This is a genomic window from Rhodococcus sp. AZ1, from assembly GCF_054979605.1.
The window spans coordinates 51,743-68,523 of sequence record NZ_JBUEQF010000004.1; the positions used below are offsets into that span (position 1 = coordinate 51,743).

Consider the following 16,781-nt stretch of genomic DNA (forward strand, 5'->3'; position numbering starts at 1 on the left):
GCCACCATGGACGGAAGCCGCGGCGTGTACGACTACGTCCGCGACGGCGCAGAGATCTACCGCCGCTCGTTCGCGACGATTCGCGAGGAGACCGACCTGTCCGCCTTCCCCACCGATGTCGCTCGGGTGGTCGTGCGCATGATCCATGCCTGTGGCGAAACCGACCTGGTGCGCGACATTGCGTTCACCCTGTCGTCGGTCGCGCGAGCGCGAGCAGCGCTGCTGGCAGGAGCGCCGATCCTGTGCGACGCCACCATGGTCGCCGCCGGCATCACACGGCGTCGGCTCCCGGCCGACAATCCGGTGATCTGCACGCTCAACGACCCCGCGATCGCACTGGATGCGCTTCGCCTCGGAACCACGCGCAGTGCCGCGGCCGTCGATCGTTGGGTCGAGCACCTCGACGGCGCCGTCGTCGCCATCGGCAATGCACCCACGGCGCTGTACCGGCTCCTCGAACTGGTGGCGGACGGTGCGCCGCGGCCCGCGGCGATCGTCGGTGGTCCGGTGGGCTTCATCGGGGCGGCCGAGTCGAAGGAGGACGTGATCGCCACAGGGCTCGACCATCTCCTCGTGCGTGGTCGCCGCGGCGGCAGTGCGATCACCGCGGCCGCGGTCAACGCGATCGCGAGCGAGGACGAGTGAGCGGCAAGCTCTGGGGTGTGGGCATCGGGCCCGGCGACAGTGAACTGGTCACGGTCAAGGCCGCACGCATCATCGGTGAGGCGGACGTGGTGGCCTTCCACAGCGCGCAGCACGGTCAGAGCATCTCGCGGGCCACGGCTGCGCCCTACATGCGGGAAGATCAGATCGAGGAGCACCTGATCTACCCGGTGACCACCGGTACCACCGATCATCCCGGCGGCTACGACGGTGCCATCGCGCAGTTCTACACCGAGGCCGCAGAGCGTCTGGCCGTTCATCTCGATGCCGGACGCTCGGTCGCGTTGCTGGCCGCCGGGGACCCGTTGTTCTACTCGAGCTATCAGCACATGCACGTTCGCCTGGCCGATCGGTTCGAGACGGAGATCGTTCCCGGCGTCACGTCGGTGAGTGCGGCGTCGGCCGTGACCTCGGTGCCACTGGTCGAGGGTGAGGAAGCGCTGACCGTGCTACCGGGCACCCTCCCGGTGGCCGAGCTCGAGCGCCGGCTCCGTGGAACCGACTCGGCCGCGATCCTCAAGCTGGGTCGGACGTTTCCCGCCGTGCGCGAGGCGCTCGAAGCGTCGGGTCGACTGGACGAGGCGCTGTATGTCGAGCGTGCCAGCTGGGGTGAGCAGCGCCTGATGCCCGTCGCAGCGGTGGACGAGCTGTCGGTGCCGTACTTCTCGACGATCGTCGTGCCCAGCCCGTCGTACCGATCGGATCCCCCGTCACCGGCACAGGGTTCGGTGGTGGTGATCGGTCTCGGGCCCGGGGACCGCGATTGGGTCACCCCGGAGGCGGCCAGCGAACTGGCCAGGGCCACCGACGTGGTCGGCTACACCACCTATCTCGATCGTGTCCCCCTTCGTGCGGGTCAGCGCCGACATGGCAGTGACAATCGGGTCGAGGCCGAACGCGCGGAGATGGCACTCGATCTCGCGGGTCGGGGCGCTCGGGTGGCCGTGGTGTCGTCCGGCGACCCGGGAGTGTTCGCGATGGCCAGCGCGGTCCTCGAGGTGGCGACGGAGCCGAGGTGGCGCGACGTCGACGTGCGGGTGATTCCCGGGGTGACTGCGGCCAACGCCGTCGCGTCGCGGGTCGGTGCGCCCCTCGGGCACGACTACGCGGTGATCTCCCTGTCGGACCGGTTGAAGCCGTGGGACGTTGTAGCGCAACGTATTTCGGCGATTGCCGGCGCGGACATGGCAATGGCGATCTATAACCCGGCCTCGCGCACACGCACCTGGCAGGTGGCGGCACTGCGCGAGTTGGTGCTCGAACATCGCGCGCCCGAGACCCCGGTGATCGTCGGCCGCGACGTCTCGGGGCCGCAGGAGAGCGTTCGGGTGGTGTCCCTCGCCGATCTCGACCCCGCGAGCATCGATATGCGGTGCTTGCTGATCATCGGTGCCTCCACCACCATCACCAGCAACCACGACGGGGCAACACGGGTGTTCACCTCGCGGCGCTACCACCGCTGAGCAGGCTTGCCACCCGGTCGGCGGCCTCGTCGACGGTGGTCAGCACCGTTCGTCCCGGCGGTGCCGGTGGACGCGAGATCATCACCACGTCGATTCCGAGCCGAGCGGCGGCATCGATCTTGGCGCGAGTCATCGGCCCACCACTGTTCTTGGTCACCAGGATTCGGACGCCTCGCTCGGTGAACAGTTCGATCTCCGACCCGAGATCGAACGGTCCTCTGGCCAACAGGACTTCGCATCGCTGCGGTAGCGGGCCGCTCGGGGGCTCGATGCAGCGCAGCAGCACGGCTGCGGTCAACGATGCGAAGGCGCCGACCGTGGTTCGGCCCACGGTCAACAGCACCGGTCCCTGGCCGAGGTTCTGCACGGCGTCGGCCGCAGCGGCGACCGTCGGCACCTCGATCCACCGGTCGTCGGCGCCGCGAACCCAGGCGGGCCGAACCAGGCACACCATCGGTACGCCGAGCAGTCGGCAGGCCCGGTCGGCATGAGCGCTCATCGTCGTCGCGAACGGATGTGTCGCGTCGACCACGGCGTCGATGTTGTTCTCGCGCAACCACGTTACGAGCCCGTCGACACCACCGAAGCCGCCGATACGCACCCTGCCCGGCGGAAGGCGTGGGTCGCCCACCCTGCCGGCGAGCGAGGAGATCACCTCGAGACCCGCTCTCGCGTCCAGAACACCGGCGAGAGCGCGGCCCTCCGCAGTTCCGCCCAGCACGAGAACGGTGGGCACGGGGGTCAGTGGTCGAGGCGGCGTCGAGCCGCCGAGTAGAGGAAGCTGTCCGGAAATCCCTCGGCGGCCAGAGCAGGGCCCACCACCACCGCCGCGGTCCGGGTGATCCCCGCCTGACGGACCGATGCGGCCAGCGTGCCCACCGTGCAGCGCACCACGATCTGATCCGGCCTGCTGGCGAACGCGACCGCCGCTGCAGGGCAGTCGGATCCGTACGGGGGGAGTAGTTCATCGGCGATCTGGTCGATGCGATGGGCGCCGAGGTGAACAACCATGGTGGCCCCGCTGCGGGCCAGGCTCGGCAGATCCTCACCTTCGGGCATCGCCGTGGAGAGCGTGGAGACTCGCGTCAGGACGACCGTCTGCGAGATCCCCGGCACGGTCAGCTCCCTACCCAGGGCGGCGGCGGCGGCGGCGAACGAGGGAACACCGGGAACCATCTCGTACGGCACGCCCGCGGCGCCCAGTCGGCGAACCTGCTCGGCGACCGCGCTATAGATCGAGACGTCGCCGGAATGCACACGCGCGACGTCCATCCCGGCCCGATGCGCGTCGATCAGTTCGCCGACGATGGCGTCCAGTGTCATTCGAGCGCTGTCGATCACTCTGGCGTCACCACGGACCGAGTCGAGCAGTTCGGTCGGTACCAGGCTGCCCGCGTAGATCACCAGGGGCACGCTGGCGATGATCCGCGCTGCGCGCACGGTCACCAGGTCCGCGGCGCCGGGGCCGGCGCCGATGAAGTGAACGGTCACGGGGTGGGCTCCTCGGCCGTGGTGGTGACCCACTGGGTGACCGGCAGGTGTGGGCGCCAGGTGGTGAACGAACCGAGCGCCTCTCCCCGATAGATCTGGAACTTGCGCAGCAGCCCGCCGTAGCGGTGGTACCACTGCAGGACCAGTGACTCCGACTCCGCGGTCACCGCGTTGACCACAATCCGGCCGCCCGGCCGAACGCTCTGCCAGCACCGCTCGAGCAGCCCCTCGGTGCTCACCCCGCCGCCGACGAACACCGCGTCGGGTCGAGGGCCGTCCGGGAAACTCTCCGGTGCAGATCCGTGAACGCGCAGTCGCGGCACACCCAGGGCGAGGGCGTTCGCCGCGATGGTGCTCCGACGAGCAGCCGACTGCTCGAAAATCTCCGCGCGACAGCTGGGATGAGTGCGCAACCACTCGATGGCCACACTTCCGGACCCACCGCCGACGTCCCAGAGCAACTCGCCCGGTGCGGGTGCGAGAGCCGCGAGCGTCAGCGCTCGTATCTCCGACTTGGTCAGCTGACCGTCGCCGCCGTAGTTGTGGTCCGCCAGTCCCGGTGTCGGCGCCATGTGCTCGTGTGCCGCACTCGGGGCAACCGTTAGTGCGAGGACCGTCAAGTCGTCGGCCGCCGGGCCGGACCATGCCTCGGCGGTCGCTGTGGCGATGCTCTCGTCCCTCGCTCCCAGCCGGCACAGGGCGGCGATGGATGTGCGACCGAGATGGTGGGTGCGCAGAAGGTCCGCAACCTCGACGACGGTCGATCGGTTGCGCGCCAACACCAGGACTCTGCGACCGGGACACAGCATCGGAAGCAGGGTCTCGGCGGGTGCGGTCACCAGGGACACCACCTCCACCTCGTGCAGCGGCCAGCCCAGCCGTGCGGCGGCCAACGACACCGACGACGGGTGTGAATACACCTCGAGTGCCTGCGACCCCAGCAGTGCGGCGAGGGTGGCCCCGATGCCGTGGAACATCGGGTCGCCGCTGGCGAGTACACACCGCAGCCGGTCGGCGTACCTGCCGAGCACCGACTCGAGGTTCGGCATCAGGGGTGTGGGCCACGCGATCCGCTCACCCGAGAAGTGCTCGGCGGCAACGGATGCGAGTTGACGTGCGGATCCGAAGAGAACATCCGACCGCGAGATGGCGTCGAGCGACGCCCGACTCAGACCGGTGGAGCCGTCCGCACCGATGCCCACCACCGTGATGCGCCGTGCACTGTCCTGCTCCGGTGTTCTGTCGGTCATCGGGGCATCCGGCGCCACAGCCACCGCGGAAGCAGCTTCAACACGAAGAAGGTGGGCCGAAGGGCCCATGGCACCCACACCACCGAACGGGATGACCCCAGGGCCCGCACCACTGCGTCGGCAACCTGGCCGGGTGTGCTCGACAGAGGTGCCGGGTCCATCCCCTCGGTCATCCGGCCGATCACGAATCCGGGGCGGACCAGGATCAATCGAACCCCGCTGCCGTGCAACGCATCCGCCAGACCGCTCGCGAACCCGTCCAGACCGGCCTTGGCCGAGCCGTACACGTAGTTGGCCCGACGCACACGCGCCCCGGCCACCGACGAGAACACCACGACGGTCCCGGAGCCCTGCTCGCGCAACGCGGCTGCCAGCACGGTCAGCATGGACACCTGCGCCACGTAGTCGGTGTGCACGATCGCGACGGCGTGCTCGGGGTCGACCTCTGCCCGCGCCTGATCGCCGAGAATCCCGAAGGCCAGCACCACGATGTCGATGGACCCGTGCACGCGTCGCAGATCATGAACCAGACCGGCGTGCGAGGGCAGGTCGTCGGCGTCGAACTCCACGGCGTGCACCGACACCGCACCTGCTCGGGTGACCCGCTCGATCTCGTCGACCAGATCGGAGCTGCGCCGGGCCGCGAGGATCACCCGGTGCCCGGCAGCCGCCCGCTCGGCGATCTCGGTCCCGATGTCGCTGCGCCCGCCGAGCACCAGCAGCGTCGGGACATCGTGGGTACTCGCTGTGCCGCTCACGCCTGACAGTGTCCTCGATTAGGGTTCGGCACATGGTGTCCACCCCCGCCGACCTGACCGCCGAAGCGCAGGAGTTCCTCACCGAACGCCACCTCGCCACCCTCGCGACGCTGCGTTCGGACGGCACACCGCACGTCGTCGCCGTCGGATTCACCTGGGATGCGCAGACATCCACCGCAAGGGTGATCACCTCGGATGGTTCGCAGAAGGTGCGCAATGCCGAGCGGGGCGGCTATGCCGCTCTCACCCAGATCGACGGCGCGCGCTGGCTGACACTCGAGGGCCCCGCCACCGTGGTTCGAGATCGTGACGGCGTCACCGACGGCGAGACGCGCTACGCCGCGCGCTATCGGACACCACGGGAGAACCCCCGGCGGGTGGTGATCACCGTGCAGGTCACCCGCGTCATCGGCTCGGCATCGCTGCGAACCCCCAGCACCTGATTTGCCGTCCCCACGCCCGATCGGCACGCCTCAGGAAGCGGGAAGAACCGTCAGTTCGTGTGGACGCGTGTTCATCGACTCGCAGCCATCGGCGGTGACCACCACGATGTCCTCGATCCGTGCCCCCCATTTGCCGGGGAAGTAGATGCCGGGCTCGATGCTGAACGCCATACCCTCGGTCAACGGCAGATCGTTACCCGCCACGATGTAGGGCTCCTCGTGCACGGACAGTCCGATGCCGTGTCCGGTGCGGTGGACGAAGAACTCGGCGAGATCGGCATCGGCCAGAACACCACGAGCTGCGGCATCGACGTGCTCGGCGGGCACTCCGGGTCGGACGGCCTGCACAGCTGCCCGCTGGGCGAGTTCGAGCACCGCCATCGCCGCGGCCACGTCCGAGGTGGGCTCGCCCAGAACGTAGGTCCGGGTGGAATCGGAATAGTAGCCGGGGTGCACCGGACCGCCGATATCGACCACCACGACGTCCCCGCGAGCGACGACCCGATCGGAGACCTCGTGATGCGGATCCGCACCGTGTGGCCCGGACCCGACGATTACGAACTCCGCGCCCGTGTGTCCCTCCTCGATGATCGCCGCCGTGATGTCCGCCGCGATGGCGGCCTCGGTTCGTCCGACCTCGAGGAACTCCCCCATCCGCGCGTGGACGCGATCGATCGCCGCCCCGGCCGTGCGCAGGGCGGTAACCTCGGCCTCGTCCTTGATCATGCGCAGACGAGCGATGATGGGTGTGGCGAGAATCGGTGCGACGCCGAGTGCGTCGGCAACCGGGAGCAGATGCAGGGCGGGCATGGTGTCGGTGACCGCGGTGCGAGCCCCACGGCCGATCAGGTCTGCGACAACCGCGTGGGGAGTATCGCCGTCGACCCACGCCCGTACCTCTGCACCGACGTCGGCGACCGCCGAATCGCTCAGGCCGGCCAGCTCGAGTCGCGGGACCACGACGGTCGTCCGCGACCCGTCGGCCGGAATCACCAGCGCGGTGAGACGCTCGAACGACTGGGCGGTGGATCCCAGGAGAAATCGCAGGTCTGCGCCGGGAGTGATGATCAGCGCATCCACACCGGCCTGGGCGGCCAGCGCTGCGGCGCGAGCGAGCCGGTCGGCGTACACGGGCGATGCGAATCGGCTGGGCGGGTGGTCTGCGGTCGGTGCTGAGCTCATGCTCTCGACGCTAGCTGTTGCGCCGCTAGTGTGTGGGCCGGACGATCCGCCTCCCGGCGGGTCGAGTCGACCTCGACAGGGTGATGTGCATGGGCAACCACGGCGGCGAAGTCGGTCATGACGACCGGGGCGGCGAAGCCGGTCGCGAGAATGCGGCGGACGGCCGTGGAACCCTCCTGCTGCTCGACGCGGCGAGTTTGTGGTTCCGCGCATTCCACGCCCTTCCCGAATCGATGACGGCTCCGGACGGACGACCGGTCAACGCAGTTCGCGGGTTCGTGGACATGGTGGCGTCGCTGATCACTCGAACCCGCCCGACACGCGTGGTGGTGTGCCTGGATCTCGACTGGCGCCCCCAGTTTCGCGTGGATGCGATCCCCTCCTACAAGGCTCACCGAGTGGCGCAGGTCAACAGTGATGCGCCCGACGCCGAGGAAGCTCCCGATGCCCTCGGCCCCCAGGTGGACCTGATCCTCGAGGTGCTCGACGCAGTCGGAATCGCAACCGGTGGTGCTCCTGGTTTCGAGGCCGACGATGTCCTCGGGACGTTGGCGGCGACCGAACCCCGCGACACGGTCGTGGTGGTCAGTGGTGACCGTGACCTGCTGCAGGTCGTCTCGGACGATCCGATACCCGTTCGCGTGCTCTACGTCGGTCGAGGCCTGGCGAAAGCGGAGTTGTTCGGGCCCGTCGAGGTCGCCGACAAGTACGGCGTTCCGTCGGATCGGCCGGGGCCCGGCTACGCCGAACTTGCCCTGCTGCGCGGAGATTCGTCGGACGGCCTGCCCGGGGTCAAGGGCATCGGCGAGAAGACGGCGTCCAGTCTCATGGTTCGCTACCGCTCACTCGACGCGATCATGGCAGCAGCGCGAGACGGTGCGAGCGACATGGCCGCCTCGGTGCGGGCGAAGTTGCTGGCCGCCGACGACTACGTGCGGGCGGCCGTCCCCGTGGTCCTCGTGGCACGCAACGCTCCGGTCGCTCTGTCGCGACGCGACGAACTACCCGCCGAGCCGGTCGACGCCGCACGGTTGGCGACGATCGCGGCGACCCTGGGGATAGAAGCGTCGATTGCGAGATTGACAGCGGCCCTGCACTCGTCGTGAGCGCAGGGCCGCGGCAGCGTGTTCGAGACGAACAGGAGCTACTGCGGGCGACCCACCTCGTAGGTTCCGTTGTCGTCGGTGAACTTCACCGTGACCTTGCGTGACTGACCGTCGACGGTCAGTGTGCAGGTGAACGTGTCACCGGTCTTGACCTTCGTGTTCGACGGGCACGAGACGTCCTTGACGTTCTTGCCGCCATAGGAGTCGGTGACGATCTTCTCGACGCCCTTCTCGGCCGCCGTTGTATCGAGTGTCTTCGTACCGAGCAACAGTGACGCCGCGACGATCGCACCCGCGATGACCAGGACACCCACGACCCCGCCGATGATCAACGGGGTCTTGGACTTCTTGGGCGCAGGGGCCGCGGAACTCCACTGGTCTGCACCCTGAGGCTGGCCGTACTGGGGTGTTTGGCCGTAGTCGGGTGTCTGCCCGTACTGGGGGCTCTGGCCGTACTGGGGTGTCTGCCCGTACTGCGGGGCCTGTCCGTACTGGGGTGTTTGACCGTAGTCGGGTGTCTGCCCGTACTGCGGGCTCTGGCCGTACTGGGGTGTCTGCCCGTACTGCGGGGCCTGTCCGTACTGGGGCGCCTGTCCGTACTGGGGCGCCTGTCCGTACTGGGGTGTTTGACCGTAGTCGGGTGTCTGCCCGTACTGGGGCGCCTGTCCGTACTGGGGCGCCTGTCCGTACGGCGCGCGTGCAGCGTCCTCGGGTGCCGCTGGTCGGTCCCACGCACGCGTCGGTGTCGGGTCCGCCGGGTCTGCGCCGCCCTGCGCAGGATTCTGAGGATCGTTCGGGCCGGTCATCGTCGCCTCCAGTGGCCGTTGTTGTCGGAACACATCCTAGGCGGTATCGACCGCCACCACACCGCGTCGGATCGCCGAAACGGCCTTGACTGCTGTCGCCGCCACTTCGTCGTCCGGCGACGCCGACCGTATCTGATCGAGCAGATCGATGACCTGCCGACACCATCGAACGAAGTCGCCACCCGAGAGTGGCCGGCCCTGGGTACCGCCCGCCATCAGAACGGACTCGAGCGATTCCTTGCGTACCCACTTGTACACAGCAAGTACGAAGCCAGGATCGGGTTCGCGTGTCGTGGGCAGCTTCAGGCGGATCTCGTCGGATCGCAGGTCTGCCCAGATCTCCACGGTCCGGGCCAGAGCAGCACGACAATTGCCCGTCGGTGCCTGCGTGGGGGCCTCGCCCTCCTGTCGCGACTCGAACACCACCGACGACACGACCGCCGCCAGCTCCGCAGCGCCGAGGCCCTTCCACGCACCTCGTGCGAGGCATTCGGCAACCAGGAGGTCGGACTCGGAGTACACGCGGCCGAGCTTCGATCCGCGTTCTGTGACCGACAGTTCGGTCGCCGAACCGTTGTCCGGCCGACTCACAGAACGCGATCCGGTCCGTTCGAAGTAGCCGCGCTCGGTCAGGAGGGTCAGAATCCGATCGAACGTGCGCGCGAGGGAATGGGTGGTCGAGCCGACCTTCTGCCGCATCGATTCGGTGTCCCGGTTCACTCTCGCGTACTTCTCCGCAAGTCGCGCAAGGTTGTCGCGATCGGGCCAGGTGTGACACCGGTGACCACGGACAGCGCGTCTGAGCGCAGCCACCTCGCGATCGTCAGCGGCCGTCGACCGTCGGCGCCCCTGTCGACCGGGCGCGACGATCCCGGTACTCCGAAGCGCCGAGGCCAGATCCCTGCGAGTGCGTGCGGCTCGATGATCGACGTGTCGTGGGAGCCGCATGCGGCCCAATGCCGCTGCGGGCGTTGGGAAGTCGGCCGACGAAACTCGACCGGCCCACTTGTCCTCGGTGAGAACGAGCGGTCTCGGATCGACGGCGTTCTCATCGGTCTCGAGCACCACGGCCAACCCGGATCGCCGACCGGCGGGAATGGAGATCACGTCGCCTCTGCGCAATTCGACCAGCGCAGCAACGGCATCGTTGCGCCGGTCGGTGCGCCCCTGCCGCTCGAGCGCTCGCTCGCGATCGGTGAGGCGTTGCTTGAGTCCGACGTACTCGAGGTACGGCGAGTCCGGACCACCGAGCTTGGCCAGCAGGTCGGCGCTGGTGCGCTCGTTGCGTTCTATGCCGCGTACCAGTCCAACCACCGAAGCGTCCGCCTGGAATTGCGCGAACGACCGCTCGAGCAGTGCGCGCGAGGCGACGACACCCATCCTCTCGACCAGGTTCACCGCCATGTTGTAGGAGGGCTTGAACGAGCTACGCAACGGAAACGTGCGCGTCGAAGCCAGACCTGCGACCTCGGTGGGTTCGACCCCGGCCTGCCACAGGACCACCGCGTGGCCCTCGACGTCGATGCCGCGGCGGCCTGCGCGTCCGGTGAGTTGGGTGTACTCCCCCGCCGACAGTGCGGCGTGCGATTCGCCGTTGAACTTGACCAACTTCTCGAGGACCACGGTGCGCGCCGGCATGTTGATGCCCAACGCCAGGGTCTCGGTGGCGAACACCGCCTTGACCAGGCCCTTGACGAACAGCTCTTCGACGGTGTGCCGGAAGACGGGCAGCATGCCGGCGTGATGGGCGGCAAGACCTCGCTCGAGGGCGTCGCGCCACTCCCAGAACCCCAGCACGGTCAGGTCCGAACGCGGGATGTCGGCCGTGTGCCGGTCGATGATCGCCGAGATCTCCATCTCCTGCTCGGGCGTGGTCAGGCGCAGACCCGAACGCAGACACTGGTTCAACGCCCCGTCGCAGCCTGCCCGTGAGAACACGAAGGTGATTGCTGGAAGCAGCCCCTGCTCGTCGAGGAGTCGCACCACCTCGGGACGTGGAATCGGTCGGCTCTCCGATCGTCCGCTTCCACCGCGACCGTATCCACCACGCGCACGGCCGCGGGGCTCCCACGAGCTCATTCGATCCGCGGCCACGCGCTCCTTCACGTGCCTGACCAGCGCACGATCAACGATGGTTCCCTGTGGGCCATCGGAGGCGTCGACGTCGAAAAGATCGAACAGGCGCCGCCCGACCAGAATGTGCTGCCACAGCGGCACCGGTCGAGTTTCGTCGACGATCACCGACGTGTGCCCGCGCACCGTTTCCATCCATGCGCCGAACTCCTCGGCGTTGCTCACCGTTGCCGAGAGGCTCACCAGGCGTACATCCTCGGGCAGGTGCAGGATCACCTCTTCCCAGACGGCCCCGCGGAACCGATCGGCGAGATAGTGCACCTCGTCCATCACCACGTGGCTCAGACCTCGCAGGGCGGGTGACCGCGCGTAGAGCATGTTTCGCAGCACCTCGGTGGTCATCACCACCACCGCCGCATCGGAGTTGATGCTTTGGTCCCCCGTGAGCAGCCCGACGTGTTCCTTTCCGTATCGGGCAACGAAATCTGCGTACTTCTGGTTGCTCAATGCCTTGATGGGGGCCGTGTAGAAGCACTTGGTGCCCGCTGTCAACGCCAGATGCACGGCGAACTCGCCGATGACCGTCTTGCCGGCCCCGGTTGGAGCGCAGACCAGAACTCCGCCGCCATCCTCGAGAACTGTGCAGGCGCGGCGTTGGAAGGGATCGAGGGGGAACGAGAGGGTCGCAGCGAAGGCATCCAGTCGAGGCGTGGAATCGGCCTCGATCACCGGTGGGCTCGTCTCGTGGGATGTTGCTTCGGCGACCACGAGACCAGGCTAGCCGTACCGTGCGTGCGGGGAGCGGGTCGTACCGATCAGAGCGTGTCCGAGTAGTCGGTTGCGGGTCCGTGACGCACCGGCGCGGGTGTCGGCAGCGGATCGGACACCGCGACGGAGCCCGCCGCGACGGCTTCGCGTGGTGTCGGGGTGGTGTCCAGTGGCGACGCCTCCTCGTCGGAAATGTCACCGAACGCCTCACCGGACCGCGAGGCGCGACGCTTGTCGGTGATACGCGCTACCTGCACCGCCACCTCGAACAGGAAGGTCAGGGCGAAGGCGAGGGCGAGCATCGAGAACGGATCCTGCCCCGGGGTCGCGATCGCGGCGAACACGAACAGAGCGAAGATCAGGCCGCGTCGCCAAGCCTTGAGACGTTCGTAGCTCAGCACACCGACCGCGTTGAGTGCCACGATCAGCAGCGGGATCTCGAAACTGACGCCGAAGATGATCAGCAAGTTGATGACGAACCCGAAGTACTCGGCGCCGCTGAGTGCCGTGACCTGCACGTTGTCGCCGATGGTGAGCAGAAACTGCAGCGCCTTCGCCACCACCACGTAGGCGAGAACCGCCCCGGCGACGAACAGAACCGCTGCTGCCACGACGAACGCCGTGCCGTACCGGCGCTCCTTCTTGTAGAGGCCGGGGGTGACGAAGGCCCAGATCTGATAGAGCCAGACCGGGCACGCCAGCACGACACCGGCCGTCAAGGCCACCTTGAAGCGGAGCATGAATTGTTCGAACGGGCCGGTCGCCAGCAGCCGGCATGCGCCGTCGGTGGAGAGGTCGGCGCGGGCAGACGACGGAAGTGAGCAGTACGGACCGCGCAGGATGGCGCCCAGACTCTCGATCCCGAAGAGGGTGTGCGAATACCAGAAGAAGCCGACGACGGTTGTCACCAGCACGGCAGCAATCGAGAGGAGCAGACGGGTACGCAGCTCGTAGAGATGTTCGACCAGCGACATGGTGCCGTCTGGATTTACCCTGCGCTTACGTTTGCGGGGGTCGAGGTTGATGCGCACGCCGGTGATGCGGGGTCTGGCTCAGGCGGTCTTCTGCTCGCCGCTGCCCTGAACGGACTGCGGCTGTGACACCGGCGCTGCGGGAGCCTGCGTCGCGCTGGGGGCCTCGATCTGTGTCGGGGCCGGGGCCGGCGTCGGCGTGACGTCCTTGCCGTCGTTCTGCATCTCCTTGATCTCGCTCTTGAAGATGCGCAGCGACCGGCCGAGCCCACGCGCGGCGTCGGGAAGCTTCTTGGAACCGAACAGAACTACGAGGACGACAAGAATGATCGCCCAGTGCCACACGCTCAGTGCGCCCATGACGGAAACCTCTCGGATCGGGTGCTCTCGATGCTACCGGACAGGATCGAGATCGTCGTAGACCTGCACGGCGGCGCGGGCCCGTTCGGCAACCCCATCGCACAGCTCGGGCGGATCGAGAACGCGTACCGCGCTCCCGAAACCGAGAAGCAGTCGTGTCATCCAGGGTGCTGTCGCGTATCTCATGGTCACCTCGATCGCGCCGTCTCCCCCGACCCCCACCCGCGTCATCGGGTAGTACTCCAGGATCCAGGCGTGATCGGGATCGACCAGCAGGCGTGCGAGTGGCAGTGACGGGTCGTCCTGGAAGAGTTCGAGGGCGTCATCGACCGGTGCGTCGGTCGGTGCCGCAGCCGGCTCGTCGAGCACCGCGGCCGCGTCGATCCGATCGAGCCGGAACAGTCGAACCCCCTCGGCCTCACGACACCAGGCCTGCAGGTAGGTCTGATCGTCGACGACGACCAGCCGGATCGGATCGACGGTTCGCTCGGACACCGCGTCGCGCGAGGCCGAGTAATAGGTCAACCGCACCGCCGATCCGTCGCCGACCGCGGCGCGAACCGCGGCAACGCTCGCACTCTCGTCCTCGGGTGGGTTCGTGCCGGTGGCTGCCTGCCCCGCGACCGCACCGGCGGCTTCTTCGATCTTCGCGATGGCCCGGACGGCTGCCCCCTGGTCGATCGTCCCCGGCAAGCCGACCAGAGTGCGCAGGGCGATCAACAGTGTCGTCGCCTCGGTCGAGGTCAGCCGCAGCGGGCGATCGATCCCCGCCGAGAACGTCACCTCGATGCTCTCCTCGGAGAAGGCGAGATCGATCAGATCGCCGGGACCGTACCCGGGGAGCCCGCACACCCACAGCTGATTCAGGTCTTCGAGCACCTCCTCCGTGGTCAGACCCAGCTCCCGTGCGGCGGCGGCGGCGCTGATGCCGGGGTTTGCCTGGAAGTACGGCACCAGATTGATCAGCCGACCCAGTCGGGCGGCGAACCGGGCACTGGTCATCGGCGCCCCTCGACACCGGCGGCAGCTGTCAGCCGCGCGACCACATCGACCCGCAACTCCTCCGGAGCCAGGACCACGGCATCCGGGCCGTGCCCGGTGATCACGCGCGCGATCCAATCCCAGGACCGGACCGAGACGGCCACCACCGTTCCGACGCGACCACCGATCATCGAGCGCTCCCGCTCGACCCCGATTCGCCGGATCTCCTCAGCGCGACCGTCGGCCACCCAGATCGACGCGGTGCCCGACACCTGCGAGGTGGCGGTGGCCTGCTCGACGATCTGCTGGAGGTTCACCCCGGCGGGTTTGTCCACGTGAACGTTCCTGTCCCGCCCCCTGTCGAGAATCGTCACATCGTCGTCTATCCGGGAGATCCGAAAGGTTCGAGTCTCGTCGCGATCGCGGTCGTGACCGACCAGATACCAGCGCCCGGCGTGGGTGACCACCCCCCAGGGTTCGACCCTGCGCAGAGTCGGGGCCGAGGTGGGCGACGACCGATGTGAGAACGTCACCGCCCGACGTGAATCGATTGCCGTCAGCAGTCGGCCCAGCGCCGGTTCGGACCCGCGGGAGCGGGCAGGTATCGCTGTGACGGCAGCGGGCGTCGCGTCCGGTTCGACCTGAACGCCCGCCGCCCGCAGCTTGAGTACCGCGCTCTGCGCAGCCGCGGTCAGCTCGGGTGACTGCCACAGGCGCACTGCCACGGCCACGGCCGCCGCTTCGTCGCGTGCGAGCGAGATCTCCGGGAGTTCGTACTCGGCCCGATTGATGCGGTACCCGTCCACCGTGGAGAACGCCGACGGTTTGCCCGTCTCGAGCGGGACACCGAGATCCCGCAACTCGCCCTTGTCGCGCTCGAACATGCGATTGAAGGCCTCGACCGTCGCGCAACCCTCGTAGCCGGCGACGGAGGTACGGATGCGTTCGGCGGTGACGAACTGCCGGGTGGCCAACAGGCAGATCACCAGGTTCAACAGCCGCTCGACTTTGGAGATCGCCACGCGCCGACCCTATCCGGTGATCGGTCACGACCGCTGGTCGGTCACACCTGCGTGTTTCTCACATGGAGGCGATCAGGCGTTCCACCCGCTCGTCGACGGACCGGAACGGATCCTTGCACAGCACCGTGCGCTGGGCCTGATCGTTGAGTTTGAGATGAACCCAGTCGACGGTGAAGTCGCGCCCGGCTTCCTGAGCGGCCGTGATGAACTCACCGCGCAGCTTCGCGCGCGTGGTCTGCGGCGCAGTGGTGACGGCCGCGTCGATCTGCTCGTCCTCGGTGACGCGCGAGACCAGACCTTTGCGCTGGAGCACATCGAAGACGCCGCGTCCACGCTTGATGTCGTGGTAGGCCAGGTCCAACTGCGCGATCTTCGGATCCGACAGGTCCATGTCGTAGCGGTCGATGTAGCGATCGAAGAGCTTGCGCTTGATCACCCAGTCGATCTCGGTGTCCACCTTGGCGAAGTCCTGCGCCTCGACGGCGTCGAGCATCCGACCCCACAGGTCGACCACGCGGGCGAGGCCGGCGTCGGGTTCGCGAGTCTCGAGATACTCCACGGCGCGACCGTGATACTCGCGTTGAATGTCGAGAGCCGATGCCTGCCGCCCGCCCGCCAGCCGCACCGGTCGCCGTCCGGTGACGTCGTGGCTGACCTCACGGATGGCGCGAATCGGATTGTCGAGCGAGAAGTCGCGGAATGCGACGCCCGCTTCGATCATCTCCAGCACCAGCGCCGCAGAACCGACCTTGAGCAGGGTGGTGGGTTCTGCCATGTTCGAGTCGCCGACGATCACATGCAGGCGTCGGTACTTCTCGGCGTCGGCATGAGGTTCGTCCCGCGTGTTGATGATCGGACGAGAGCGGGTCGTCGCGGAGGAGACGCCCTCCCAGATGTGCTCCGCCCGCTGCGAGAGGCAGAAGGCCGCCGACTTGGGAGTCTGCAGGACCTTTCCCGCGCCGCAGATCAGCTGGCGGGTGACCAGGAAGGGCAGCAGGACGTCGGAGATCCGAGAGAACTCCCCGGCACGCACCACGAGGTAGTTCTCGTGGCAACCGTAGGAGTTGCCCGCCGAGTCCGTGTTGTTCTTGAACAGGTAGATGTCTCCACCGATGCCCTCGTCCGCGAGGCGCTCCTCGGCATCGAGGAGCAACTCCTCGAGCACCCGCTCGCCTGCCCGATCGTGGGCGACGAGCTGCTCTAGGTTGTCACACTCGGCCGTCGCGTACTCCGGGTGCGATCCGACATCGAGGTACAGCCGCGCTCCGTTGCGGAGGAAGACGTTGGAGCTGCGACCCCACGAGACGACCCGGCGGAACAGGTAGCGCGCCACCTCGTCGGGGCTCAGTCGTCGGTGCCCGTGGAAGGTGCACGTGACCCCGAACTCGGTCTCGATGCCCATGATTCGTCGCTGCACGATTCGACAGTACAACGATCGGTTCCC

At 67.8% G+C, this 16,781-nt stretch carries 16 protein-coding genes; 4 read left to right on the forward strand and 12 right to left on the reverse strand.

Annotated features, from left to right (window positions below; translation table 11 throughout):
• Window positions 1-24 precede the first annotated feature (24 nt).
• Both ACY48E_RS06315 and ACY48E_RS06320 read left to right on the forward strand, forming a co-directional pair.
• Window positions 25-645 carry a precorrin-8X methylmutase gene (locus ACY48E_RS06315; protein ID WP_462871520.1) on the forward strand — a complete coding sequence of 207 codons (621 nt, stop codon included), beginning with the start codon at window positions 25-27 and terminating at the stop codon, window positions 643-645.
• Window positions 642-2,126, forward strand: coding sequence for a precorrin-2 C(20)-methyltransferase (locus tag ACY48E_RS06320; RefSeq protein WP_462871279.1), 1,485 nt, complete (start codon window positions 642-644; stop codon window positions 2,124-2,126). The genes ACY48E_RS06315 and ACY48E_RS06320 overlap by 4 nt, the downstream gene beginning before the upstream one ends.
• Here ACY48E_RS06320 and ACY48E_RS06325 read toward each other — a convergent pair.
• The 4 genes from ACY48E_RS06325 to ACY48E_RS06340 are packed head-to-tail and all read right to left on the reverse strand — an operon-like array spanning window position 2,101 to window position 5,625.
• Entirely contained in the window at window positions 2,101-2,862 is a 762-nt protein-coding gene (locus tag ACY48E_RS06325) for a cobalt-precorrin-6A reductase (RefSeq protein WP_462871280.1), read from the reverse strand. The genes ACY48E_RS06320 and ACY48E_RS06325 overlap by 26 nt on opposite strands.
• A gap of 5 nt (window positions 2,863-2,867) precedes the next feature.
• On the reverse strand, window positions 2,868-3,617 hold the full coding sequence (cobM, locus tag ACY48E_RS06330; RefSeq protein ID WP_462871281.1) for a precorrin-4 C(11)-methyltransferase: 750 nt from the start codon (window positions 3,615-3,617) through the stop codon (window positions 2,868-2,870).
• A complete protein-coding gene (cbiE, locus tag ACY48E_RS06335; protein WP_462871282.1) occupies window positions 3,614-4,867 on the reverse strand; it encodes a precorrin-6y C5,15-methyltransferase (decarboxylating) subunit CbiE in 1,254 nt (417 codons plus the stop codon). The genes cobM and cbiE overlap by 4 nt, the downstream gene beginning before the upstream one ends.
• Window positions 4,864-5,625 carry an SDR family NAD(P)-dependent oxidoreductase gene (locus tag ACY48E_RS06340; protein WP_462871283.1) on the reverse strand — a complete coding sequence of 254 codons (762 nt, stop codon included), beginning with the start codon at window positions 5,623-5,625 and terminating at the stop codon, window positions 4,864-4,866. Before ACY48E_RS06340 ends, cbiE begins: the two co-directional genes overlap by 4 nt.
• Window positions 5,626-5,657: 32 nt before the next feature.
• Here ACY48E_RS06340 and ACY48E_RS06345 point away from each other — a divergent pair, with 32 nt between their 5' ends.
• A complete protein-coding gene (locus ACY48E_RS06345) occupies window positions 5,658-6,068 on the forward strand; it encodes a PPOX class F420-dependent oxidoreductase (protein WP_462871284.1) in 411 nt (136 codons plus the stop codon).
• Between the two features lie 30 nt (window positions 6,069-6,098).
• On the opposite strand, the gene ACY48E_RS06350 is transcribed toward ACY48E_RS06345, so the two are convergent.
• Complete coding sequence (locus tag ACY48E_RS06350; protein WP_462871285.1) at window positions 6,099-7,250, reverse strand: M24 family metallopeptidase; 1,152 nt, start codon at window positions 7,248-7,250, stop codon at window positions 6,099-6,101.
• Window positions 7,251-7,339: 89 nt separating this feature from the next.
• Here ACY48E_RS06350 and ACY48E_RS06355 point away from each other — a divergent pair, with 89 nt between their 5' ends.
• Window positions 7,340-8,356: a 5'-3' exonuclease gene (locus ACY48E_RS06355; protein WP_462871286.1), complete on the forward strand. Its 1,017-nt coding sequence runs from the start codon at window positions 7,340-7,342 to the stop codon at window positions 8,354-8,356.
• Between the two features lie 38 nt (window positions 8,357-8,394).
• On the opposite strand, the gene ACY48E_RS06360 is transcribed toward ACY48E_RS06355, so the two are convergent.
• The 7 genes from ACY48E_RS06360 to pafA form a co-directional block, all read right to left on the reverse strand.
• A complete protein-coding gene (locus ACY48E_RS06360) occupies window positions 8,395-9,162 on the reverse strand; it encodes a DUF4333 domain-containing protein (RefSeq protein ID WP_462871287.1) in 768 nt (255 codons plus the stop codon).
• Between the two features lie 36 nt (window positions 9,163-9,198).
• Window positions 9,199-11,964: a DEAD/DEAH box helicase gene (locus ACY48E_RS06365; protein ID WP_462871521.1), complete on the reverse strand. Its 2,766-nt coding sequence runs from the start codon at window positions 11,962-11,964 to the stop codon at window positions 9,199-9,201.
• Window positions 11,965-12,050: 86 nt separating this feature from the next.
• The gene (gene tatC / locus ACY48E_RS06370; RefSeq protein ID WP_462871289.1) at window positions 12,051-13,034 is read right to left on the reverse strand and encodes a twin-arginine translocase subunit TatC; all 984 of its coding nucleotides are present in this window, start codon (window positions 13,032-13,034) and stop codon (window positions 12,051-12,053) included.
• A gap of 21 nt (window positions 13,035-13,055) precedes the next feature.
• On the reverse strand, window positions 13,056-13,334 hold the full coding sequence (tatA, locus tag ACY48E_RS06375) for a Sec-independent protein translocase subunit TatA (RefSeq protein WP_462871291.1): 279 nt from the start codon (window positions 13,332-13,334) through the stop codon (window positions 13,056-13,058).
• A 33-nt stretch (window positions 13,335-13,367) separates the two neighbouring features.
• Complete coding sequence (locus tag ACY48E_RS06380) at window positions 13,368-14,336, reverse strand: helix-turn-helix transcriptional regulator (RefSeq protein WP_462871293.1); 969 nt, start codon at window positions 14,334-14,336, stop codon at window positions 13,368-13,370.
• The gene (locus tag ACY48E_RS06385) at window positions 14,333-15,337 is read right to left on the reverse strand and encodes a helix-turn-helix transcriptional regulator (RefSeq protein ID WP_462871295.1); all 1,005 of its coding nucleotides are present in this window, start codon (window positions 15,335-15,337) and stop codon (window positions 14,333-14,335) included. The genes ACY48E_RS06380 and ACY48E_RS06385 overlap by 4 nt, the downstream gene beginning before the upstream one ends.
• 58 nt (window positions 15,338-15,395) lie before the next feature.
• Window positions 15,396-16,754, reverse strand: a complete 1,359-nt coding sequence (gene pafA / locus ACY48E_RS06390) for a Pup--protein ligase (RefSeq protein ID WP_462871296.1) — start codon at window positions 16,752-16,754, stop codon at window positions 15,396-15,398.
• Window positions 16,755-16,781: the final 27 nt, after the last annotated feature.